This is a genomic window from Microbispora sp. NPDC004025, from assembly GCF_053604425.1.
Genome location: NZ_JBSGHN010000022.1, coordinates 52,132 through 70,066, shown reverse-complemented (window position 1 = coordinate 70,066; position 17,935 = coordinate 52,132). Strand labels below are relative to the sequence as shown.

The following is a 17,935-nucleotide window of genomic DNA, read 5'->3' as shown; positions in this document are numbered from 1 at the left end:
TCTCCGTAAAGGTCCTACGTTCCGACGTCGTGTTCAGCTTTTCAGCCGTACCAACACCACACAAGAGGTTTGGGACAAGGTTTTGCCCGTCGTGGCTGTCGGATGCGTCACACTATGACTACATGTAACAGGTCAGACGAGAACTTGTAACGCGTCCGGGATAGCGCGGAAGATCACCCACTCGTGTTCCCCCAGGTAGTCGCCGTCGAGCTGGAAGGCGACCGGGCGGGAGGCGAGGAGGGTGAAGTCGGCCTCGTCATGGATCTGAACGAGGTGTTTACCGCGCGGCAATCCCCGGTGTTCGCCGATGATCTGCCGGACGAGCGTGAGCATGGCCGGCAGGCTCATCCTCCGGAGCCCGAGCATGTCGAGCCCCGTCTCGAAACCGGCCCACGGCGTCGGGTTGATCGGACGTGTGCCGGCGTACGTCCACGGCGACGTGTTGGACACGATCGCCATGAAGATCCCATCCTCTGGCGGCCGGCCGGGACGGGTCAGCCGGATCGCCGGCCGCCGGCGGTCCGTCACGAAGAAGTGGCGAACCGTCGTGTTCACGTAGAGGGCGGGCAGGGCGCGATGTCCCGCGCTCCGCAAGCCCTCGACGGCCCGGACGACTTCGGCGTCGTATCCCAGCCCAGCACAAAATGTGAAATATCTGGACCTTTGCTGGTCAGGTGGCGCATCTGCCCCCGGATCCGGGCCCGAAACCTCGTCATGCCAAATCGCCTGTCCCAAACCTATGGTGCGGCGGCGTCCTTCCCGCAGCGCCTCCAGGACGGCACCGGTCGCCTCGACCGGATTGTTGGGCAGGCCGAGGGCGCGGGCGAAGACGTTGGCGCTTCCGCCGGGAATCACGATGAGCGCGGGCCGGTCGCTCGCGCCGCCGTCGGGACGGGCGTCCAGCAGGCCGTTGACGGTCTCGTTGATCGTGCCGTCGCCGCCGAGGACCGCCACCGCGTCGAAGCCCTTGCCGTGCGCGGTGGCCGCGAGCGCGGTCGCGTGGCCACGGTACGCGGTCTCCTCGACCGACAGATCGACGGCGGCGCCGAGCGCCCGGATCAGCACGTCCCGGGTGCGCCGGTGCGTCGAGGTCGCCTTGGGATTGACGAGGAGGAGTGCCCGCATGCCTGAAGGTTAACGAACGGTTTACCGCTCGCGCCGGGTGACGCCTGCTCAATGGGGTGAGCGCCACTGCGGGTAGGGTTGGGCGGTGTGATCAGCAGTTCCGTGGGCCGTCCCGGCACACTCACCGTGGCCACCGCAGTCCTGGCCGCAGAAGGCCTGCTCGCCCTCGTCCTGGGCGGCTACGTCGGCGTCGAGACCGTCGTCGGCGAGCCCACCGACGTGATCACCAGCATCGCCGTGGCCGGATTCGGCGTGCTCGGCGGTGCTGCGCTGCTCTGGGTGGCGCGGGGCCTGTGGCTGGTGCTGCGCTGGAGCCGGGGCCCGGCCGTGGTCACGCAGATATTCGCGCTTCCGGTGGCGATCAGTCTCATCCAGTCGGCGCAGTACGCCTTCGGCGTTCCGCTCATCGCCGCGGCGGCGGTCGCCCTGGTCACGCTGCTCGCGCCGGCCTCCACACGCGCCCTGATGGGCGAGGACGGCGCACCCGGCGCGTCCTGAGCCGTGCGATCGGTGACCGGGCGCCGCCGGGGGGAGCGCGGCGTCGCGGTCGTCTGCCTGGCGATCGTCCGATCGTCCGGGCTCGGATGGGTTCCCGCTCAGTCCTCGGCGGTGAGGCCCTCGCGTAGCTGGGCCAGCGTCCGGGCGAGCAGCCGGGACACGTGCATCTGCGAGATCCCCAGCTCGGTGGCGATCTGCGACTGCGTCATGTTGCCGAAGAACCGCAGCAGCAGGATCCGTTTCTCGCGCGGAGGCAGGCGCTCAAGCAGCGGCTTGAGCGACTCGCGGTACTCCACGCCCTCCAGTGACTCGTCCACGATGCCGAGCGAGTCGGACACGGCGGGCGCGTCGTCGTCGCCGGAGTCGGGCGCGTCGAGCGAGACGGTGGAGTAGGCGTTGGCCGACTCCAGGCCCTCCAGGACCTCCTCCTCGCTCATGCCCAGATGGGCGGCGAGCTCGGCGACCGTGGGCGCGCGGCTCTCCCGCTGCGACAGTTCGCTTATCGCCTTGGTGAGCGAGAGCTTCAGCTCCTGGAGCCTGCGCGGCACGCGGACCGCCCAGCCCTTGTCGCGGAAGTGCCGCTTGATCTCGCCGACGATGGTCGGAGTGGCGTACGTGGAGAACTCCACGCCGCGGGCGAGGTCGAACCGGTCGATCGACTTGATCAGCCCGATCGTGGCGACCTGCGTGAGGTCGTCGAGCCACTCGCCCCGGTTGCGGAAGCGGCGGGCCAGGTACTCCACCAGAGGCAGGTGGAGCTCGACCAGCTCGTCGCGGATGCGCTGCCGCCTCGGGTCGTCCGGCGAAAGCTCCGACAGCTCGGCGAAGAGTGTGCGGGCGCGTACGCGGTCCGGCACCGCCGAGTCGCCGGAGGTCATCGCACTCGTCCTTTCCGTCATCACGACGGCCTCGCCGAGCTCCGGCGCTTACGCAGCACGATCGCCAGATGATCGGCGTGGTCGGAGATCGCGTCCACGTCGTCGGCCAGCGCGGTCAGCACCATCCAGGCGAAGTCCTCCCGGTTGGGCGAGCTGACGCCCAGCGTGTTGACCTCGACGCGGACCGTCATCTCCGGGCCCGTGAGCTCGAACTCCGCGAGGAGATCCGTTCCGGGCACGGCGTGCCGCAGCAACATGGCGCACGCCTCGTCGACGGCGATGCGCAGGTCCTCGATCTGGTCGAGGGTGAAGTCGAGCCGTGCGGCGAGCCCGGCGGTGGCCGTGCGCAGCACGGACAGGTAGGCGCTCACGGCGGGCAGCCGGACACTCACAGCATCGCGAATCCCGGTCAGATCCACCGCAGGCGTCTCGGTTTCCTCGGTCACGTTCCTCCTCGCCTCTTCAGCCGGCTGAGTGCCGCTGACTGCAACCTACCGCCACTCGAGCGGTGCCGCCCCGGGCGGACGCGCTGATTGTGGCGATCCTTGGAGGTACCTGCACGTAAATTCCGTGCTACCGAATATGGAGTTTGTATGGGGCCCTGGGATGATCTGGCCCCGCGCGGCCCTGGAGGCCGTGCGGGGCCCGAGGTTTCCCGAGGCTCAGGCGGCCTTGGTCTCCCAGAAGATCTTGGCGATCTCGTCGATCTTCGCCAGGAGGTCGTCGGCCAGGGCGGGGTCCACGGTGCCCTTGGCCCCGGCGGCGCCGGCCAGCTTCGTGGCGTCCCAGAAGAGCTGGTGAAGCTGGGGGTACTGCTCGAGGTGCGGGGGCTTGAAGTAGTCGGTCCACAGCACCCACAGGTGATGCTTGACCAGCTCGGCCCGCTGTTCCTTGATGATCAGCGCGCGGGTCCTGAAGACCGGGTCGTCGTTGTCGGCGTACTTCTTAATGATCGCCTTCACCGACTCGGCCTCGATGCGGGCCTGGGCCGGGTCGTAGACCCCGCACGGCAGGTCGCAGTGGGCGGACGCCTCGTGCCGGGGTCGCAGCAGTCGTGCGAGCATCGGAATCCTTCCTTAGGAATGCTGGTGACAGCACTGTTCCAGGACCGACCTTACTCGTCTCGAAATCACTGTGCGGAGGGGGATGTGCTCACCGCCGTGTGCGTGTCCGGCGATTCGATGCTGCCCGCGTTGCGGCCCGGAGACTGGCTGCTGGTACGGCGCGGCGCGCCGATCCGTCCCGGCGACCTGGTGGTCGCCAGGCGGCCGCACGGGCTGATCGTCAAGCGGGCCTTCCGGCTCACGGGCGACGGCTGGTGGCTGGAGAGCGACAACCAGTCGGCCCCGGGGCGCCGGGACAGCTGGGACTTCGGCGCGGTGCCCGAGGAGGACGTCGTGGGCAGGGTCGTGCTGCGTTACTGGCCCAGGCCGGCGCTGCGCTTCCCCACGCCGGCCGCCTGACCGCGCCCTTCTTCGGGCCGGCCCGTCAGGCGCCCCGCTTGCGCGCCCGGTAGGCGGCCACGTTCGCCCGGCTGGCGCACCGCTCCGAGCAGTAGCGGCGCGACCGGTTGGAGGAGGTGTCGAGATAGGCGTTGCGGCACGGCGCCGCCTGGCACATGCCGAGCCGGTCCACGCCGAGCCGGGTCACGACGCTGGCCAGGCCCATGACCGACCCGACCGAGAGGGCGTCGGCGACCCGGCCGCCCTCGGTCAGGTGCAGGTGCCAGGGCTGGCCGTCGTGCCCGGAGATCTGCGGATGCACGGGATGGCGGACCAGCAGCCCGTTGAGCCGCTCGACCACCTCCACGTCGTCGCCCTCCGCGGCCGCCGCGAAGACCCCCGCGAGCTCGTCGCGCAGCTCGCACAGCGCGTCGATGTCGCGGCGGGTGAGACGCGCGGCCGCCTCCGTACGGCCCGTCTCCTCCAGGAGGGCCCGCAGGGAGAACGGGTTTTTGAGTTCGCCGCCCATGTTGACCAGCTGTACGGCCAGCTCGGCGTAAGACGTCAAGTCCACTGGGACGCCCAAATACGTAAGAGATCACCGGCAAAGCCGAGTATTACATGCCCGATGGCCTGGGGGAACACCTGAACGTGCAACGATATGTGACCCGATCCGGCCGGGGCGCGTGTCACATCCTGTGGCACAATCAGGGAACGGGTGACCCCCGTACCCCCTCAAGAGACGACCGTCAACGACGACGGCCTCCGGCGGCTACCGAAGCCAGGGCTCTCGTTCTCTTGACGGCGTCTACCGAAGGAACTCGTCCTTTCGACACTGGGGTCGCTGTGACCGTCACATCTTCTTCTTCCTTGGCATCTCTCGACCTGGATCCCGCTTTCGCCCTGCACCGCGGCGGCAAGCTGGAGGTCCGCTCCACCGTCCCGGTCCGCGACGCCGACGACCTGTCGCTCGCGTACACGCCCGGGGTCGCCCGCGTCTGCACCGCCATCGCCGACAACCCCGACCTGGTCAACGACTACACCTGGGTCTCCAACGTCGTGGCCGTGGTCTCCGACGGCACCGCGGTCCTGGGGCTCGGCGACATCGGGCCGGCCGCCGCCATGCCCGTCATGGAGGGCAAGGCCCTGCTGTTCAAGCAGTTCGCCGACGTCGACGCGGTGCCCATCTGCATCGACTGCACCGACGTGGACGCGATCGTCGAGACCGTGGTCAGGCTCGCGCCGTCGTTCGGCGGCATCAACCTCGAGGACATCAGCGCTCCCCGCTGCTTCGAAGTCGAGGAGCGCCTGCGGGGGCTTCTCGACATCCCCGTCTTCCACGACGACCAGCACGGCACGGCGATCGTGGTCCTGGCCGCGCTGCGCAACGCGGCCCGCCTCACCGGGCGCTCCCTCGGCGAGCTGCGCGCGGTGGTGGCCGGCGCCGGAGCCTCCGGCGTCGCCGTGTCGCGGATCCTGCTGAACGCCGGGATCGGCGACATCGCGGTCTCGGACTCCAAGGGCGTCATCCACGCCGGTCGCGAGGACCTGAACCCGGTCAAGCGGGCGCTGGCCCGCGACACCAACAAGCTCGGCCTGTCCGGGTCGACCGAGCAGGCGCTCGCGGGCGCCGACGTGTTCGTCGGCCTGTCCGGGTCGACCGTGTCGGAGCACGCCATCGCGTCGATGGCGCGGGACTCGATCGTTTTCGCGCTGTCCAACCCCACCCCGGAGGTGGACCCCGCGGTGGCGGGCAGGCACGCCCGCGTGGTCGCCACCGGGCGGTCCGACTACCCCAACCAGATCAACAACGTGCTGGCCTTCCCCGGGGTCTTCCGCGGCGCGTTCGACGTCCGCGCCACGACGATCACGGAGAACATGAAGGTGGCGGCGGCGGACGCGCTGGCGGCCGTGGTCGGCGACGACGTCACCGAGCACTACGTCATCCCCTCGCCGTTCGACGCCCGGGTCGCCCCCGCCGTGATCGCCGCCGTCGCGCGGCAGGCCAGGGAGGACGGCGTCGCCCGCAAGTAGTCCTCCGGCCACCACCGGACGCCCGAGGGCCGCGAGCCGCGTGAACGCGCGGTGCGCGGCCCTTCGTCTTCTCCCTGTCAGGGCGCGTAAACATTTGGGAATGCCTTTAGGTCCTCACGGTTAGTGCTATAAAGAAAGCTCTCCGTAACCAAATCGGCTATTGCCTGTCCCGGTTGGAGAGCGATGCGACCTGACCCCAACCGCCTGCTCCAGCAGCACCTCACCGAAGCCGGACTGTCCCGCAAGGGGCTGGCCCGCCGGCTCAACGGTCTCGGCCTGGCCCGAGGGCTGCGGGGGATGCGGTACGACCACGGTTCCGTGCTGCGCTGGATCGGCGGCCGCAGCCCGCGCGAACCGGTTCCCGGCCTGCTGGCGGAGATCTTCTCGCTGCGGCTGGGGCGGCAGGTGTCCAGGGAGGACATCGGCATGCCGCGTGGAACGGTCCCCCTCGATCTGGGACGGGAGTTCCCCCATTCGTGGGAGGAGGGTGTGGCAAGCGTGACAGCACTGTGGAGGGCCGACGTCGAGCGGCGCAGGTTCCTGCTCGACTCCACTTTCGCCCTGGGAGCGGGTTCGGCGGGCATCGTCCGCTGGCTGGCGGCGCCCGACGGGGAGCGGCTCTCCGCGAACGGGCCGCGCCGCGTCGGGCCCTCCGACGTGGCCGCCATCCGCGAGGTCACCCGGTCGTTCGGCGAGCTGGACAACCGGTTCGGCGGCGGCAGCATCCGCGGCCCGGTCGTGCGCTACCTGCACACCGCCGTGACGCCGCTGCTGCGCGAGGGCGCGTACGGCGAGGCCACCGGGCGCTCGCTGGCGACCGCGGCGGCCGAGCTGACCCGGCTGGCGGGATGGATGGCCTACGACCTGGAGCAGCACGGGCTGGCCCAGCGTTACCTGATCCAGGCGCTCGGCCTGGCGCGCGGCGCGGGCGACCACGCCCTGTGCGGCGAGATCCTGGCCGGGATGAGCCACCAGGCCGTCTACATCGGGCATCCCCGGCATGCTCTGGAGCTGGCCAGGGCGGCGGTGGCGGCCGCCCGGCGCTCGGGGGTCGGGTCGCTGCTGGCCGAGGCCCGGGTGCTGGAGGCGCACGCCCTGGCCCTGCTCGGGGACCGCACGGCGTGCGGCGGCGCGCTGCACGAGGCGGAGGTCGCCTTCGACCGGCGGACGCCGCAGAACGAGCCCGGCTGGATCGGCTACTTCGACGAGGCCTACCTGGCCGCGAAGTCGGCCCACTGCCTGCGTGACCTCGGCGACGGGGCGCGGGCCGTACGGCAGGCCCGGCGTTCGCTGGTGATGGACGGGCGCTACGTGCGCGGCAAGATGTTCAACCTCTCGCTGCTCGCCACGGCCCTCATCCAGGAGGGCGAGCTGGAGGAGGCGTGCCAGGCGGCGTCGTCGGCCCTCGATCTCGCCGAGAACATCCAGTCGGCGCGCACGCGGACGTACGTGGCGGACATGTGCCGCCGGTTCGCGCCCTACGCCGCGGAGCCGCGGGTGGCGGAGCTGCTGGCGCGCGGCCGGGGCCGCGCGGGGACCAGGCAGAGCACGAGCACGCAGGCCGCGGCCAGGGAGGCGGTCGGCGTCTGAGGGCCGCCCCGCCGGGGCGCCGGCCCCTCAGCCGGCGCGCCGGGCCGCGCTGTAGACCTGGAACAGCTCCCCGTCGAAGTACGGCGACAGGCCGGTGCCCGCGCCGGAGAGCCCGATGGTCAGGCCGTTCAGGTACCCCAGGCCGCGTACGCCGCGGTAGGCGGCCAGCCACGGCGACCCGGAGGCGGCGGCGAAGGCCGAACGCACGGCGACCAGTTCGTTCGCGCTCCTGGACAGGTCCTGGGCCAGGAAGGGCCTGCGGTACGCCCGGGTGAGCCCGTTCGCGGGACGCGCGGAGGCCCGCAGGGAGTAGCCGAAGATGGCGAGCGGCCGGTCGACCGGCAGGTTGTAGGCGAGGCCCTGCCCGCCGACCTTGTCGCCGAGACGCCCTACGGGGAGCAGCCGGACTCCGGTGTAGCCGGTCGCGGTGCGGTATTTGAGGCCGCCGGAGAACGCGGCGTACTGCGCGGCGTCGCGCAGCGCGACGCGTTTGGGCAGCACGCCGGCGTGGACGCTGACGAACGCGTAGTCGCGGTCCAGGTCGCGGTACCTGGTGAAGTCGCTGTGGGCGAAGGCCTGGCCGCCGGCGTAGACGCCCCAGGGTGTGCCGCCGCCGGCGAAGCCCGGGATGAAGATCCAGTTCCGGTGCGGTGTGGCGGTGGAGCCCGCCGTGGACCGCGCGGCGTACACGCAGTGCCCGGCCGTCGCCACGAGATTGCGGTGGTCGGACTGCACGGACGTGCCCACGCACCAGTGGGGGCGGCCGTCCGGGCCGACGAAGAAGACCTTGCCCGTCGTCCTCGGCAGGTTGACGTTTCTCGAGGGGCCGGTGGCCCGCTTGACCCCGGCGGCGGCGGGCACCACGCCCCGCACGCCGTCGGGAGCGGCGCCGTCGGGCGCGACGGGGGTGGCCTCGATCCCGGCCGGCGCTGACGCGGGAGTCGCGTCGGCGAGCGGGCGGCCGCCGTTCCTCAGCCAGTAGGCGAGCACCGAAGCCACCTTCGCGCCGGAGGCGAGGGGCGTCGTCACGGTGATCTCGTAGCCGTGAGCGGGTACCGCCGCCCCGGCGACGAGCAACGCGGCCGTCGCCGCCGCACCCCACAGCGGGGGGAGGATGCGCTTCAACGGATCTCCTTGCTGTGTGACGTCTCCCGCGCCCCACACGTGAATGGGCTGCGAAGGAACATACAGCGATGGGGATCAAGTCGGGAAAACAACGCGGACGCTCGTCGTTCTCCCCGGAACGCCGAAGTGCCCCGCCGCGGCGCGGCGGGGCACTTCCTGGGGGGTGCTCAGTCCTGTGTCGTGAGGCTCGGAGCCTGCTGGGCGAACGTGATGACGATGTCCCGGCCGTCGGCGTAGCTGACCACCGGCCGCTGCAGCCTCTCACCCGCCTTGCGGGCGGCCGTCTGCCACAGATCCACCATCTCCGGGCTGTCGGCGGTGATCCTGAACCGGCCCTTCGTCATGAGGTGTTCGGCGACGAGCAGCGAGAAGTTGGCCTCGCCACGCACCCTTTCCTCCGCGTCGAGGGGGGTTCGCCGGGAAGCGGGCTGCATTCCGGAAGGGTGGGTCATCGCTGATCTCCTCGTGATCGCCGTCCGCTCAGCATGCCACCCGAGGGGCGGCGCCGGGCGTCCGCGACTCAGGCGATGGAGCCGGACCAGTTGTTGGCGGCGGCCTTGTAGACACCGTAGGTCTCGCCGTCGAAGTACGGAGAGACGCTGGTGTCGATCCGCTTGTTGCCGTCGGTGTCGGAGACGCCGCTGGTGACGCCGTTGAGGTAGCCGAGCCGCTTGGCGCTGCTGTACCTCAGCAGCCACGACGAGCCCGAGGAGCCCTGGCCGGTGAAGGACGACTTGACGCCCACGAGCTCCTCGCCCTTGACCGAGGGGGCCTTGGCGGCGAAGGTCTTGCCGTACGACCACTTGAGGGTCTGGCCGGTGAAGGCGTGGTTGCCGTCCGGGTGCGACCCGCTCGGGTAGCCGAACACGTAGACCGAGCTGCCGATCTTCTGGTTGTAGGCCAGGCCCTGGCCGCCGACGTTGCTCTCGAGCCGGCCGACGTCGGTGAACTTGACGATGTAGTACTTGCCGCCCCGGCTCTTGCGCAGGAAGCGGTCGTACTTGAGGTAGGTCTTCCTGTCGACCTGCTTCCAGTTCCACTCGGCGATGTTGCGCAGGTCGCCGCCGCGCCCCGCCTTGATGCCGTTGTAGACGGTCACGAAGGCGTAGTCGCGGTCGCCGTCCTCGTAGACGTCGAAGTCGTAGTGCGTGTAGGCCGTCTTGCCGACGTAGATGCCCCACGGCGCCTTGCCCTGGTAGTAGCCGGGGATGAAGACCCAGCGGTCCAGGGTGGCCTTGTTCGTCTTGGTGTCGTAGACGCAGTGCCCGGCCGTGGCGACCAGGTTGCCGTACTTCGACTGGACGGAGGTCGCGCTGCACCAGTGCGGCCTGCCGTCGCCGCCGCGGAAGAAGACCTTGCCGGTGGTGCGCGGCAGGTTGACGTTCTTCAGGGAGCCGCCAGACTTGCCGCCGCCGGTGGGCGAGACGGTGCCGGGCTTGCTGTCGGCGGACGGCCCGCCGGTCGAGACGTGCTTGGCGCTGACCTGGCTCTCGTACCCGTACGGGGTGGCGTGGACCAGGTTGGAGGCCTTCTGGTTGAGCCAGTAGGCGATGACGTTCTTCGCGGCGATGCCGCTCGCGGCCAGAGAGTCGGAGGCCGTGTCACCGGCCGCCTGCGCCGGGACCGCGATGGTGGCCCCGATGAGGCCTGCCGCGGCCACACCCCCGATGGGGACGATCAGACGGTTGACTCGGGTGTTCATAGAGCTCCAGGTGCTGTCGTGGCACGCCACATGCGTCCCACCCGTGTGTAAAGGGCTAGTAAAGACAGTACCTCTCGCCTTTATCCGATTTTTACGTGGTTCTGAGTGCACATCGGCCGTGACTTTTCCGTGACGCATGACAGCGCTTGTCAGGGTCGAGACCGTCTCGTGACATCAGTGCAGGTCCACTCGGATGCCTTCCGTGTCAAATCACGTACTGTGCGCAGCCGGATGGGATGGCAAGGTGTGACGTGAATCACATCGGGACCCGTCGCGGCGGGGAGAGTCAGCCCGTGCCCTGCTTGCTCGCCTGGGTGTACACCCGCTGCGTCAGCTGGTTGAAGTACGGCGTGGAGACGGCGTCGAGGCGTCCGCCGCCGCTGAGATTCCAGGTCAGGCTGGTGATTCCGGTGAGGTAGCCGGTCCGCTTGGCGGCGTCGTAGCCGATCACCCACGGGCCGCCGCTCGCGCCGGCGGTGAAAGGGCAGCCCGGCAGTCGCACCCCGTGTTCGAGCTGCCACGTCGGCGCGCTGACGAACTTCTTCTCGGTGGTGCCGTCGCAGGACTTCACCGTCTGGCCGGTGTACGGGCGGCTGCCGTCGGGGTGGGCCCCGGCCGGGTAGCCGAAGACGGAGATCGGTCGTCCGGTCGGCTTGCCGGAGGCGAAGCGGAAGGCGCCCACCTTGTCCTCCAGGCGGCCCACGTCGACCGGCCGGTACTTGAGCCTGCCGTTCTCCACGTACGGCTGCCAGGTGAAGCCCCGGTGCACGGTCACGAAGGCGTAGTCGCGGTCGAAGTCGCCCTGACCGGCGAAGTCCTCGTGCATGTAGAGCGTGTGGCCGACGAAGATGCCGGAGGGGGCGACGCCGTCGTGGTAGCCGGGGATGAAGACCCAGTTGTCCACCGTCTTGTCCTGGGCCAGCGCGTACGCGCAGTGCCCGGCGGTGGCGACGAGGTTGCGGCGGGCGGAGTGCACCGCGGAGGCGGAGCACCAGTACTCCTTGTCGCCGACCTTGAAGAAGACCTTGCCCACCATCGGAGGGGAGGCGGCGGCCGGGGGCGCCGCGCCGCGCGGCGCGACCGCGCGCGGTGTCGCGTCCGCCGGACCCACCTCGACCAGGGAGGGGGTGCTCTTGGTCGAGGGCGACGGCTTCGTGCTCGGCACGTAGCTGCTCGCCTGCTTGAGCCGCTCCGGGCTCCAGTACGCCGCCACCCGTTGCTCGTCGGCCTGACGGGGGGCGAGGGGAAAGGCGCTGACCCCGTTCTTGCCGATGCCCGCGGCGGCGGAGACCGTCGTCGTGGTGACGCTGGACGCGGCGGTCGCGGGAACGGCGGGGCCCTGACTCCACAGCACGGCGACCGCACTCGCGGCGGCGACGACGCCACCGGCGGCGAGTGTCAGCTTCCTGGTCACCGTGGGACCTCTCGTCGTGGAGATATGGACAGTAGAGGGTGATTTTTCCAGATCCACACGGTTGTGGCATCCCTTCTTGCCCAGCTCGTTATGAATCCAGCGGAACCGATGTGGTCTGTGGTACGTCAGATTTCTTTGCGGTCCGGAGTGGGCGCTTGCCCCCGGGGGCTCCCTTGAGAACGCTGGTCACCAGCGGAAACGGGGGGATCGCATGAAACCGCTGCTTGTTGTCCTGGCCGGTGCGGCGCTGGCCGCCGGCCCCTCCGCCCAGGCATGGGCGCATCCCGGCGCGGCCGGCGACGACGTAAAGACCGTCCGATCCGGGCCGCTCGGGCCCGTGACACCCGTGAGGGCGGGTGCGGCGCCGGCGCGGCGGGCCACCCTGCCGGCTCCGCCGCCGCCCGAGATCGCCCTGCGGGCCGCACGGTCGCCGGCCTCCCGGGTGCGGGCGGTGATCCTGACCATCGCGGACGGCGAGCAGCCGGAGCCCGCGACGCGGTCGGCCTTCCTGAACTGCGCTCCGGCGGGCGGCTCACATCCCGCTCCGGAGAAGGCGTGCGCCTGGCTGAACAGGTCGGGCCTCGACCCCGGCGCCCTGCGGGTGAACGAAGCCGAGCCCTGCACGATGATCTACGCACCTGTCACGGTCACCGCCAGCGGCATCTGGGACGGGAAGTACTTCCGGTTCCGGCGTACCTTCGGCAACGACTGTGAGAAGCGGTCGGCCGCCGGGGAACTGTTCGACTTCTGACACGCGCAGCAAACCGCACGCGGCGTACGGGGGATGTAAAGGTGCGAGACGCGATGGCCGTGCGGTCAGGTGTCCGCTCTCACCGTGTCCCCCGGTTGGCGGCCACCGCCGCGGAGGTCGCCGAGAGACGACGTCAGCAGTGTGCGGAACGTCTCGGCGAGGTGCCGTGCGGTCGTGGCGGAGAACAGGTGGGCCGCGTAGTCCAGGAAGCCGAGGTGCTCGCCGCCGTCGACGACGAACGTGAAACAGAGGTCGGCCCCCAACGGCCCCGGCCCCACGCGCAGCCGCCGGGCGGTCACGCCCGGAAGGTCGATGCGTGGCTGCTCGGGCTCGTCGACCACGATCAGAGTGCGGCACAGTCGCAGGGCGCCGGACCGCGACCTGCGGACGAGCCGGACGAGGTCGTGCTGGGTCACGTTCCGGTGGACGAGGGCCTCGTGGACCTTCCGCTTGGTCTGCCTGACGAGGGCCGCGTACGACTGGCCGGGGGCGAGCCGCAGCCGCAGCGGCAGGAGCCTGGTGAGCGGGGCGATCATCTGATCGCGGTCGGCGGCGCCCCGGTAGGACACCGGGGTGCCCACGATGACGTCGCGTGCGCCGCCGGCGGCGTGCAGGAGGAGGGCCGTCGTCGCGGCGAGCAGAACGAGGGGCGTGGTGTGGAGCCTGCGGCAGGCGGCGCGGAGGCTCTCGACGAGCGCGGCGTCGAGCGCGAAGGCCACCCGGTCGCTGTGGGGTGGTGTCCCCGGTGCCAGGGTCGGGGGAATCGTGGTCGCCGTGCCGGGAGACAGGCCGCGCAGGTTGCCGAGCCAGTAGGTCAGCGCCGCCGGGTCGCGTGGTGTCGAGCGTTGCCGGATGGCGTACGCACCGGGCTGCATGGGGGGCGGCGCCGACCGCAGGGGACGGTGTTCGACGCAGGCGCGGTAGTGCTCGGCGAACTCTCGCGCGAAGGTGCGCATGGCCCGGTCGTCGGCCACGATGCGGTGGAACTGGACGCAGAGGATCATCGCCTCGGGCGACATCTCCAGGAGGGTGGCGCGCATGGGGCTCGCGGCCAGGTCGATCGGCCGCCGGGCGAGTTCGCGCAGCTTCGCCTCGGCCTGCTCGGGGGAGCACGTGTGGTGGGCCATCTCGGGCACATTCCGCGCGGGCAGGACGACCTGGAAGAGTTGGCCCCCGTCCAGGACGAACCGGCTTCGCAGTGCCTCGTGCCGGGCCACGATCCGGGCGACCGCCAAGGCGGCGGCCTGCCGGTCGACGTGCCCGCGTAGCTCCAGGGCGAACGATTCCAGGTGGTGGGACGGCCCGTCGCCGTGCTGGTCGTCGAGCCATATCGACTCCTGCTCCAGCGTCATGGGATAGGTCCACGACGGCGTCGTGGGCGCCTTCTCCGGGGGCTCCACGCCGGCCCGGCTGGGACGAGTCCCACTCGCCGGCCGGGGGAGGACGCCCGGCGGCCTGCCCTTCCGGATGCCCGTTCCGAAGTCGGTTCTCACGGAGCCGTCCCGCGATCTGCTCATGTTTCGGTTCCCCCGTCGTCGAGTGCGGGTCCCGGAGGGGCGTCGGCGATCGAGCCGATGCCTTCGGCGATCTCAGCGGTGGATGCTTTCTCGGAAGCACGGGAAAGTGAACGCTTGTGCGGTCTTTCGCGTACCCTGCCCGTCTCTTTCCTGTGCGCGAACGCTGTGTGCGAACGCTGTGCGCGCACGAAGGGTGAGAGGTCCCGGAAGACTCGGGCGGTGAACGGCGAGGATGAGCGTGGCTTGACGAAGCAGGCGCTAATGGCTGATCGCTCTAAGCAATATCGTCAACGTATTCGCGACCCCGGCGCGCCGTCAAGGCCGGCCGTACCGTCCCAGGCCGGTACTGCCGTTCCGTACGTGCTCAGACCGCTCGCCGGGTGTGCAACTGAACGACTGTGCACTCGCACACTTTTTCCGCATGGCGATATTGGAACGTGCCAGGCGGATGTCGTCGAATATTCAAATTGCAGGGCGTGAAAGCCGGACTGCGGTCGGTAGCAGTCCGGGACCCGTCGGTGCCACGTGCCGTTGACAGTAGGCTTGACGATTTGCGTGCATCCGGGTTAATCTCGAAATACATTTCTGTGGCAGGCGCGTCCGGCGTCAATTCCGACCGGCCCTGCGCGGCGTCGTCGACTCGTTTTATTCGGCGCGCTCATCGAGTGAAGCTCTCGCCGTATCGATCATCGAACTGGGCGGGGCGGCGCGGATCGGGCGACTCCTCGAAGCGCATGAACAGGCAACCTGTGTCCGCAGCCAGGTGAGCGGTGGCCGCCCCCCGGACCTCCGGCCCGTCCTCGTGCACGCGGTGTCATGACGCGCCGCTCCTTCCGTGGACGCGCCGGATTGTGTCGCAGAAGTCGCATCCGCCGCACAATCACCACTCGGATTGCGCACGAGCCCGAATTCGGATCGGTCCACAGCGAAACGCTGATCCGGTCGGCGCCGATCCGTCTGCTTAAACATTGCCTCCGCCGCCGGGGCGTGCTTAGCATGCGTCGGTCGAGGAATGAAATCGGTCAATGAAACCATCGGGAGGTTCGTTGTGCGCTGCCGGCGGGTGCCGAGATCGCACAAGGTGTGCGTCGATCCGGGGGTTTTCCTGAAACGGTCGGGAGCAAATGGAATACGCCCGGTGTCCGCCGGGTCACCGGACGGTGTGTGCGCCCGGCCGGCCATGTCGCACTCGTCCGTCGCCGGATAAAGGCCGGGGAGGGCTGGACTCACATTCTGCATATGGGTGATGACGCATGGAAGAAAATCGTGGGAACAGTTCGGATCCGGATCATTATTGTGGTGGCGGGGGCCAGGGGAGCGATTTTCCGGTCCTGCCCTCAGCCGCGAGGACGCGGGTGCTGTCGATCGGCTCGTTGCTGCCGCCGAGGTCGCCGCGTCTCGAGGGCGAGAACGTCGAGCACACCCGCGTGCTGGCGGAGTTACGGGTCGCCCTCCCACCGATCATCGTCCATCACCCGTCCATGCGGATCATCGACGGGATGCACCGCGTCGCGGCCGCGAGGCGGCGTGGCGAGACGACGATCCACGCCGTGCTGTTCACGGGAGACGAGCGTGAGGCGTTCGCTCTCGCAGTGCGGGCCAACACCGCCCACGGCCTGCCGCTCTCGTACGCCGACAGAGTGGCCGCGGCGGTCGAGATCCTGCGTTACTTCCCGGGCCGATCGGACCGCTGGGTGGCGGTGACCACGGGACTGAGCGCGGCGACGGTCAAGAACATCCGTGACCGGACCATACCTCCGGGTCAGGAGCCCGGGAAACGCATGGGCAGGGACGGCCGTATGCGGCCGGTGAACGGCAGCGCCGGGCGCAAACACGTGCGAGAACTGGTGGAGAGGAATCCCGGCGCCTCGCTCCGGCAACTCGCCCGGGCGGCCGGCGTCTCTCCCAACACCGTCCGCGAAGTGCGCAGACGGATGCTGCAGGACAAGGACACCGCACCGGGCGCCGGGAAGGCGGCCGGGCAGGAGGATCAGGCCGACCCCGGTGAGGTCGCCGCCCAGCTGACAGACGCCCAGCTGACAGACGCCCTGGTGACGGATGCCCTGGTGACGAACGCCCTGGTGACGGAGTCGTCCGTCGACGGGGTGCTGCGGCGGTTGAGCAGGGATCCCTCGCTGCGGCTCACGGAATCGGGCCGCAGCGCCATCCGGTGGTTCTTCTCGCGGGTCCTACGGCCCCGCGAATGGGCCGGCGTCGTCGACGGACTGCCCCCGCACACCGCCTTCGTCCTGGCCGCCGTGGCCGACAGGTGCGCCGCCGAATGGCGGGATCTCGCGTGCCGTCTGCGCGATGTGGGCGGGTCCGCATCGGACAAGCGACCGACGAGGGGACGATGGATATGAAGGAGAAGCAGACGGCGGGCACGGGCGCGAACGTGCCGGGCATCGCCGCGGCCGCCCCCTCGTGCATCAGCGACGTCCTGTATCTGATCGCCTCCGGGTACGAGGACCTGGTCGACTGCGAGGCCGTCGAGCGGCTCAACCAGGCGAACATCAGCTTCGTCCGGGGCGACTTCGTCAACGCGCTCGGCCTGACCGAGGCGGTCCTGGCCGATCTGGACAGGTCACAGCCCGCCTACATGAGCATCGTGGCGTTCAGGATGCTCCTGCAGTCCGTGGTCGGTCCCGATCCCGACCGCTGGAAGGCGGACGTCGACGAGAGACTCCTCGCCGTTCCCGGCCCCCCGAGAGTCGTTCACCTCTGTGTCGAGTCGGACCGGCTCTGGCACTCGGGCCGGCTCTTCCAGGGGCTCAGGCTGAACCAGTACGCGCTCCAGCAGTCCCGGCACGATTGCGGCCAATGGCACCTGTACGCTCTCGTCCTCCTGGCCAGGAAGCTCACCGACCTGCACCTGCGCGGCCAGGCGCACCGGCTGGTCGGCAAGATCGACGCATGTGTCCACGACTGCGGGCTGCTGGCCTTCGAGCCCATGGTGGAAGCCCTGCGGTCGTCCCTGCACCTGCAGGCCGGCGCGTTCGAGGAGGCGCTGGCGTCCGCCGCCGAGACGCTGGAGGTCGCCCAGCGCCGGGGATCGATCATGGGGGTCGAGCTCGCGCTCTCGGTGGCGGCCGTGACCCATCTCCGTCTCGAGGACCGTGACGAGGCGGCCGCGTGCCTCAAGCTGTTCCACGGCCGGACCGGGCGGCACACTCCGGCCGACACCAGGGCGCGGGCGGCCTTCGCCGAGATCGCCCTGGTGGCCGCGGAGGAGGGTCCGCGCGCGGGCGCCGAGGAGATCCGGGACCGGTGGCATCTCCTCGCGACCGAGTCGGCGTGTTTCGCCGAGGACGTCACCCGGCCGGCCTGGCTGGTGGCCGTCGCGCTCCGGGCGGGGGACGCCGCGCTGGCCGAGCGGGCGCTGCGCGCGATCGAACGGCTGGCCGGCGACAACCGCGAGGTCCAGCTGCTCGCCGTGGCCGAAGAGCACGCGCGGGCCGTGTACCGGGGCGACGGCCGGTCGCTGTCGCTGCCGCTGGACCTCGCCGACGACGCCCGCCCCGCTTTCGTCCCGTCGCAGGAGCCGGAGAGGTCGCCGGCGCCGCCCGGGGTCCGCCCGGCCCGGCCGGCCGCGCCCGAGGCCGGGCCGGCCTGCTCGCCGGCGCTCACCGCCCGGGAGAGCGAGGTCGCGACTCTCGTGTCGCGCGGCATGACCAACCGGCAGGTCGCCAACGAGCTCGGGCTCTCACCGCACACCGTGAACTTCCACTTACGGCGGATCTTCCGGAAGTTCTCGGTGTCCAGCCGCACCCAGCTCTGCCGGCTCCTCGCGCAGCCGGGCCCGGTGCTCGCGCCCGGGCCCCGGCGGGACGCCGAGCCGCGGTAGGACGGGCGGGACGGT

At 70.3% G+C, this 17,935-nt stretch carries 17 protein-coding genes; 7 read left to right on the top strand and 10 right to left on the bottom strand.

The genetic code is table 11. From position 1 onward, the window contains the following. Positions 1 to 132: 132 nt before the first annotated feature. Entirely contained in the window at positions 133 to 1,125 is a 993-nt protein-coding gene (locus tag ACWEQG_RS36300; protein WP_452291847.1) for a diacylglycerol/lipid kinase family protein, read from the bottom strand. An 87-nt stretch (positions 1,126 to 1,212) separates the two neighbouring features. On the opposite strand from ACWEQG_RS36300, the gene ACWEQG_RS36295 reads away from it, so the two are divergent. After that, positions 1,213 to 1,623 (top strand): hypothetical protein, encoded by a 411-nt coding sequence (locus ACWEQG_RS36295; RefSeq protein ID WP_452291845.1) that lies wholly within the window; start codon positions 1,213 to 1,215, stop codon positions 1,621 to 1,623. A 98-nt stretch (positions 1,624 to 1,721) separates the two neighbouring features. On the opposite strand, the gene ACWEQG_RS36290 is transcribed toward ACWEQG_RS36295, so the two are convergent. The 3 genes from ACWEQG_RS36290 to sodN all read right to left on the bottom strand — a co-directional run bounded on the left by ACWEQG_RS36290 (position 1,722) and on the right by sodN (position 3,565). Continuing rightward, positions 1,722 to 2,522, bottom strand: coding sequence for an RNA polymerase sigma factor SigF (locus ACWEQG_RS36290; RefSeq protein ID WP_363464789.1), 801 nt, complete (start codon positions 2,520 to 2,522; stop codon positions 1,722 to 1,724). Then, positions 2,522 to 2,947: an anti-sigma factor gene (locus tag ACWEQG_RS36285; protein ID WP_363464791.1), complete on the bottom strand. Its 426-nt coding sequence runs from the start codon at positions 2,945 to 2,947 to the stop codon at positions 2,522 to 2,524. Before ACWEQG_RS36285 ends, ACWEQG_RS36290 begins: the two co-directional genes overlap by 1 nt. Before the next feature lie 216 nt (positions 2,948 to 3,163). Next, on the bottom strand, positions 3,164 to 3,565 hold the full coding sequence (gene sodN / locus ACWEQG_RS36280; protein WP_169988168.1) for a superoxide dismutase, Ni: 402 nt from the start codon (positions 3,563 to 3,565) through the stop codon (positions 3,164 to 3,166). Positions 3,566 to 3,649: 84 nt separating this feature from the next. On the opposite strand from sodN, the gene ACWEQG_RS36275 reads away from it, so the two are divergent. Further along, a complete protein-coding gene (locus ACWEQG_RS36275) occupies positions 3,650 to 3,964 on the top strand; it encodes a S24 family peptidase (RefSeq protein WP_363464794.1) in 315 nt (104 codons plus the stop codon). A 25-nt stretch (positions 3,965 to 3,989) separates the two neighbouring features. On the opposite strand, the gene ACWEQG_RS36270 is transcribed toward ACWEQG_RS36275, so the two are convergent. After that, positions 3,990 to 4,517, bottom strand: coding sequence for a CGNR zinc finger domain-containing protein (locus ACWEQG_RS36270; protein WP_363464797.1), 528 nt, complete (start codon positions 4,515 to 4,517; stop codon positions 3,990 to 3,992). A gap of 296 nt (positions 4,518 to 4,813) precedes the next feature. On the opposite strand from ACWEQG_RS36270, the gene ACWEQG_RS36265 reads away from it, so the two are divergent. Together ACWEQG_RS36265 and ACWEQG_RS36260 are read left to right on the top strand one after the other, a co-directional pair. Continuing rightward, positions 4,814 to 5,977: an NAD(P)-dependent malic enzyme gene (locus ACWEQG_RS36265; RefSeq protein ID WP_452291843.1), complete on the top strand. Its 1,164-nt coding sequence runs from the start codon at positions 4,814 to 4,816 to the stop codon at positions 5,975 to 5,977. Between the two features lie 183 nt (positions 5,978 to 6,160). After that, positions 6,161 to 7,567 (top strand): hypothetical protein, encoded by a 1,407-nt coding sequence (locus tag ACWEQG_RS36260; protein ID WP_452291841.1) that lies wholly within the window; start codon positions 6,161 to 6,163, stop codon positions 7,565 to 7,567. Positions 7,568 to 7,594: 27 nt separating this feature from the next. Here the strand turns inward: ACWEQG_RS36260 and ACWEQG_RS36255 are convergent, their stop codons facing one another. The 4 genes from ACWEQG_RS36255 to ACWEQG_RS36240 form a co-directional block, all read right to left on the bottom strand. Next, complete coding sequence (locus tag ACWEQG_RS36255; RefSeq protein ID WP_452291839.1) at positions 7,595 to 8,692, bottom strand: trypsin-like serine peptidase; 1,098 nt, start codon at positions 8,690 to 8,692, stop codon at positions 7,595 to 7,597. A gap of 167 nt (positions 8,693 to 8,859) precedes the next feature. Then, positions 8,860 to 9,144 carry a hypothetical protein gene (locus ACWEQG_RS36250; protein WP_452291837.1) on the bottom strand — a complete coding sequence of 95 codons (285 nt, stop codon included), beginning with the start codon at positions 9,142 to 9,144 and terminating at the stop codon, positions 8,860 to 8,862. A gap of 68 nt (positions 9,145 to 9,212) precedes the next feature. After that, positions 9,213 to 10,394, bottom strand: coding sequence for a trypsin-like serine peptidase (locus ACWEQG_RS36245; protein WP_452291835.1), 1,182 nt, complete (start codon positions 10,392 to 10,394; stop codon positions 9,213 to 9,215). Between the two features lie 286 nt (positions 10,395 to 10,680). Further along, on the bottom strand, positions 10,681 to 11,808 hold the full coding sequence (locus ACWEQG_RS36240) for a trypsin-like serine peptidase (RefSeq protein WP_452291833.1): 1,128 nt from the start codon (positions 11,806 to 11,808) through the stop codon (positions 10,681 to 10,683). Positions 11,809 to 12,019: 211 nt separating this feature from the next. Between ACWEQG_RS36240 and ACWEQG_RS36235 the strand changes: the two genes are divergently transcribed. Next, a complete protein-coding gene (locus ACWEQG_RS36235) occupies positions 12,020 to 12,559 on the top strand; it encodes an SSI family serine proteinase inhibitor (RefSeq protein ID WP_452291831.1) in 540 nt (179 codons plus the stop codon). A 65-nt stretch (positions 12,560 to 12,624) separates the two neighbouring features. On the opposite strand, the gene ACWEQG_RS36230 is transcribed toward ACWEQG_RS36235, so the two are convergent. Next, positions 12,625 to 14,076: a condensation domain-containing protein gene (locus ACWEQG_RS36230; RefSeq protein WP_452291830.1), complete on the bottom strand. Its 1,452-nt coding sequence runs from the start codon at positions 14,074 to 14,076 to the stop codon at positions 12,625 to 12,627. A 1,355-nt stretch (positions 14,077 to 15,431) separates the two neighbouring features. Here ACWEQG_RS36230 and ACWEQG_RS36225 point away from each other — a divergent pair. Beyond that, on the top strand, positions 15,432 to 16,439 hold the full coding sequence (locus ACWEQG_RS36225) for a ParB/RepB/Spo0J family partition protein (protein WP_452291828.1): 1,008 nt from the start codon (positions 15,432 to 15,434) through the stop codon (positions 16,437 to 16,439). Continuing rightward, entirely contained in the window at positions 16,430 to 17,920 is a 1,491-nt protein-coding gene (locus tag ACWEQG_RS36220) for a helix-turn-helix transcriptional regulator (protein WP_452291826.1), read from the top strand. The genes ACWEQG_RS36225 and ACWEQG_RS36220 overlap by 10 nt, the downstream gene beginning before the upstream one ends. The last annotated feature ends 15 nt before the right edge of the window (positions 17,921 to 17,935 follow it).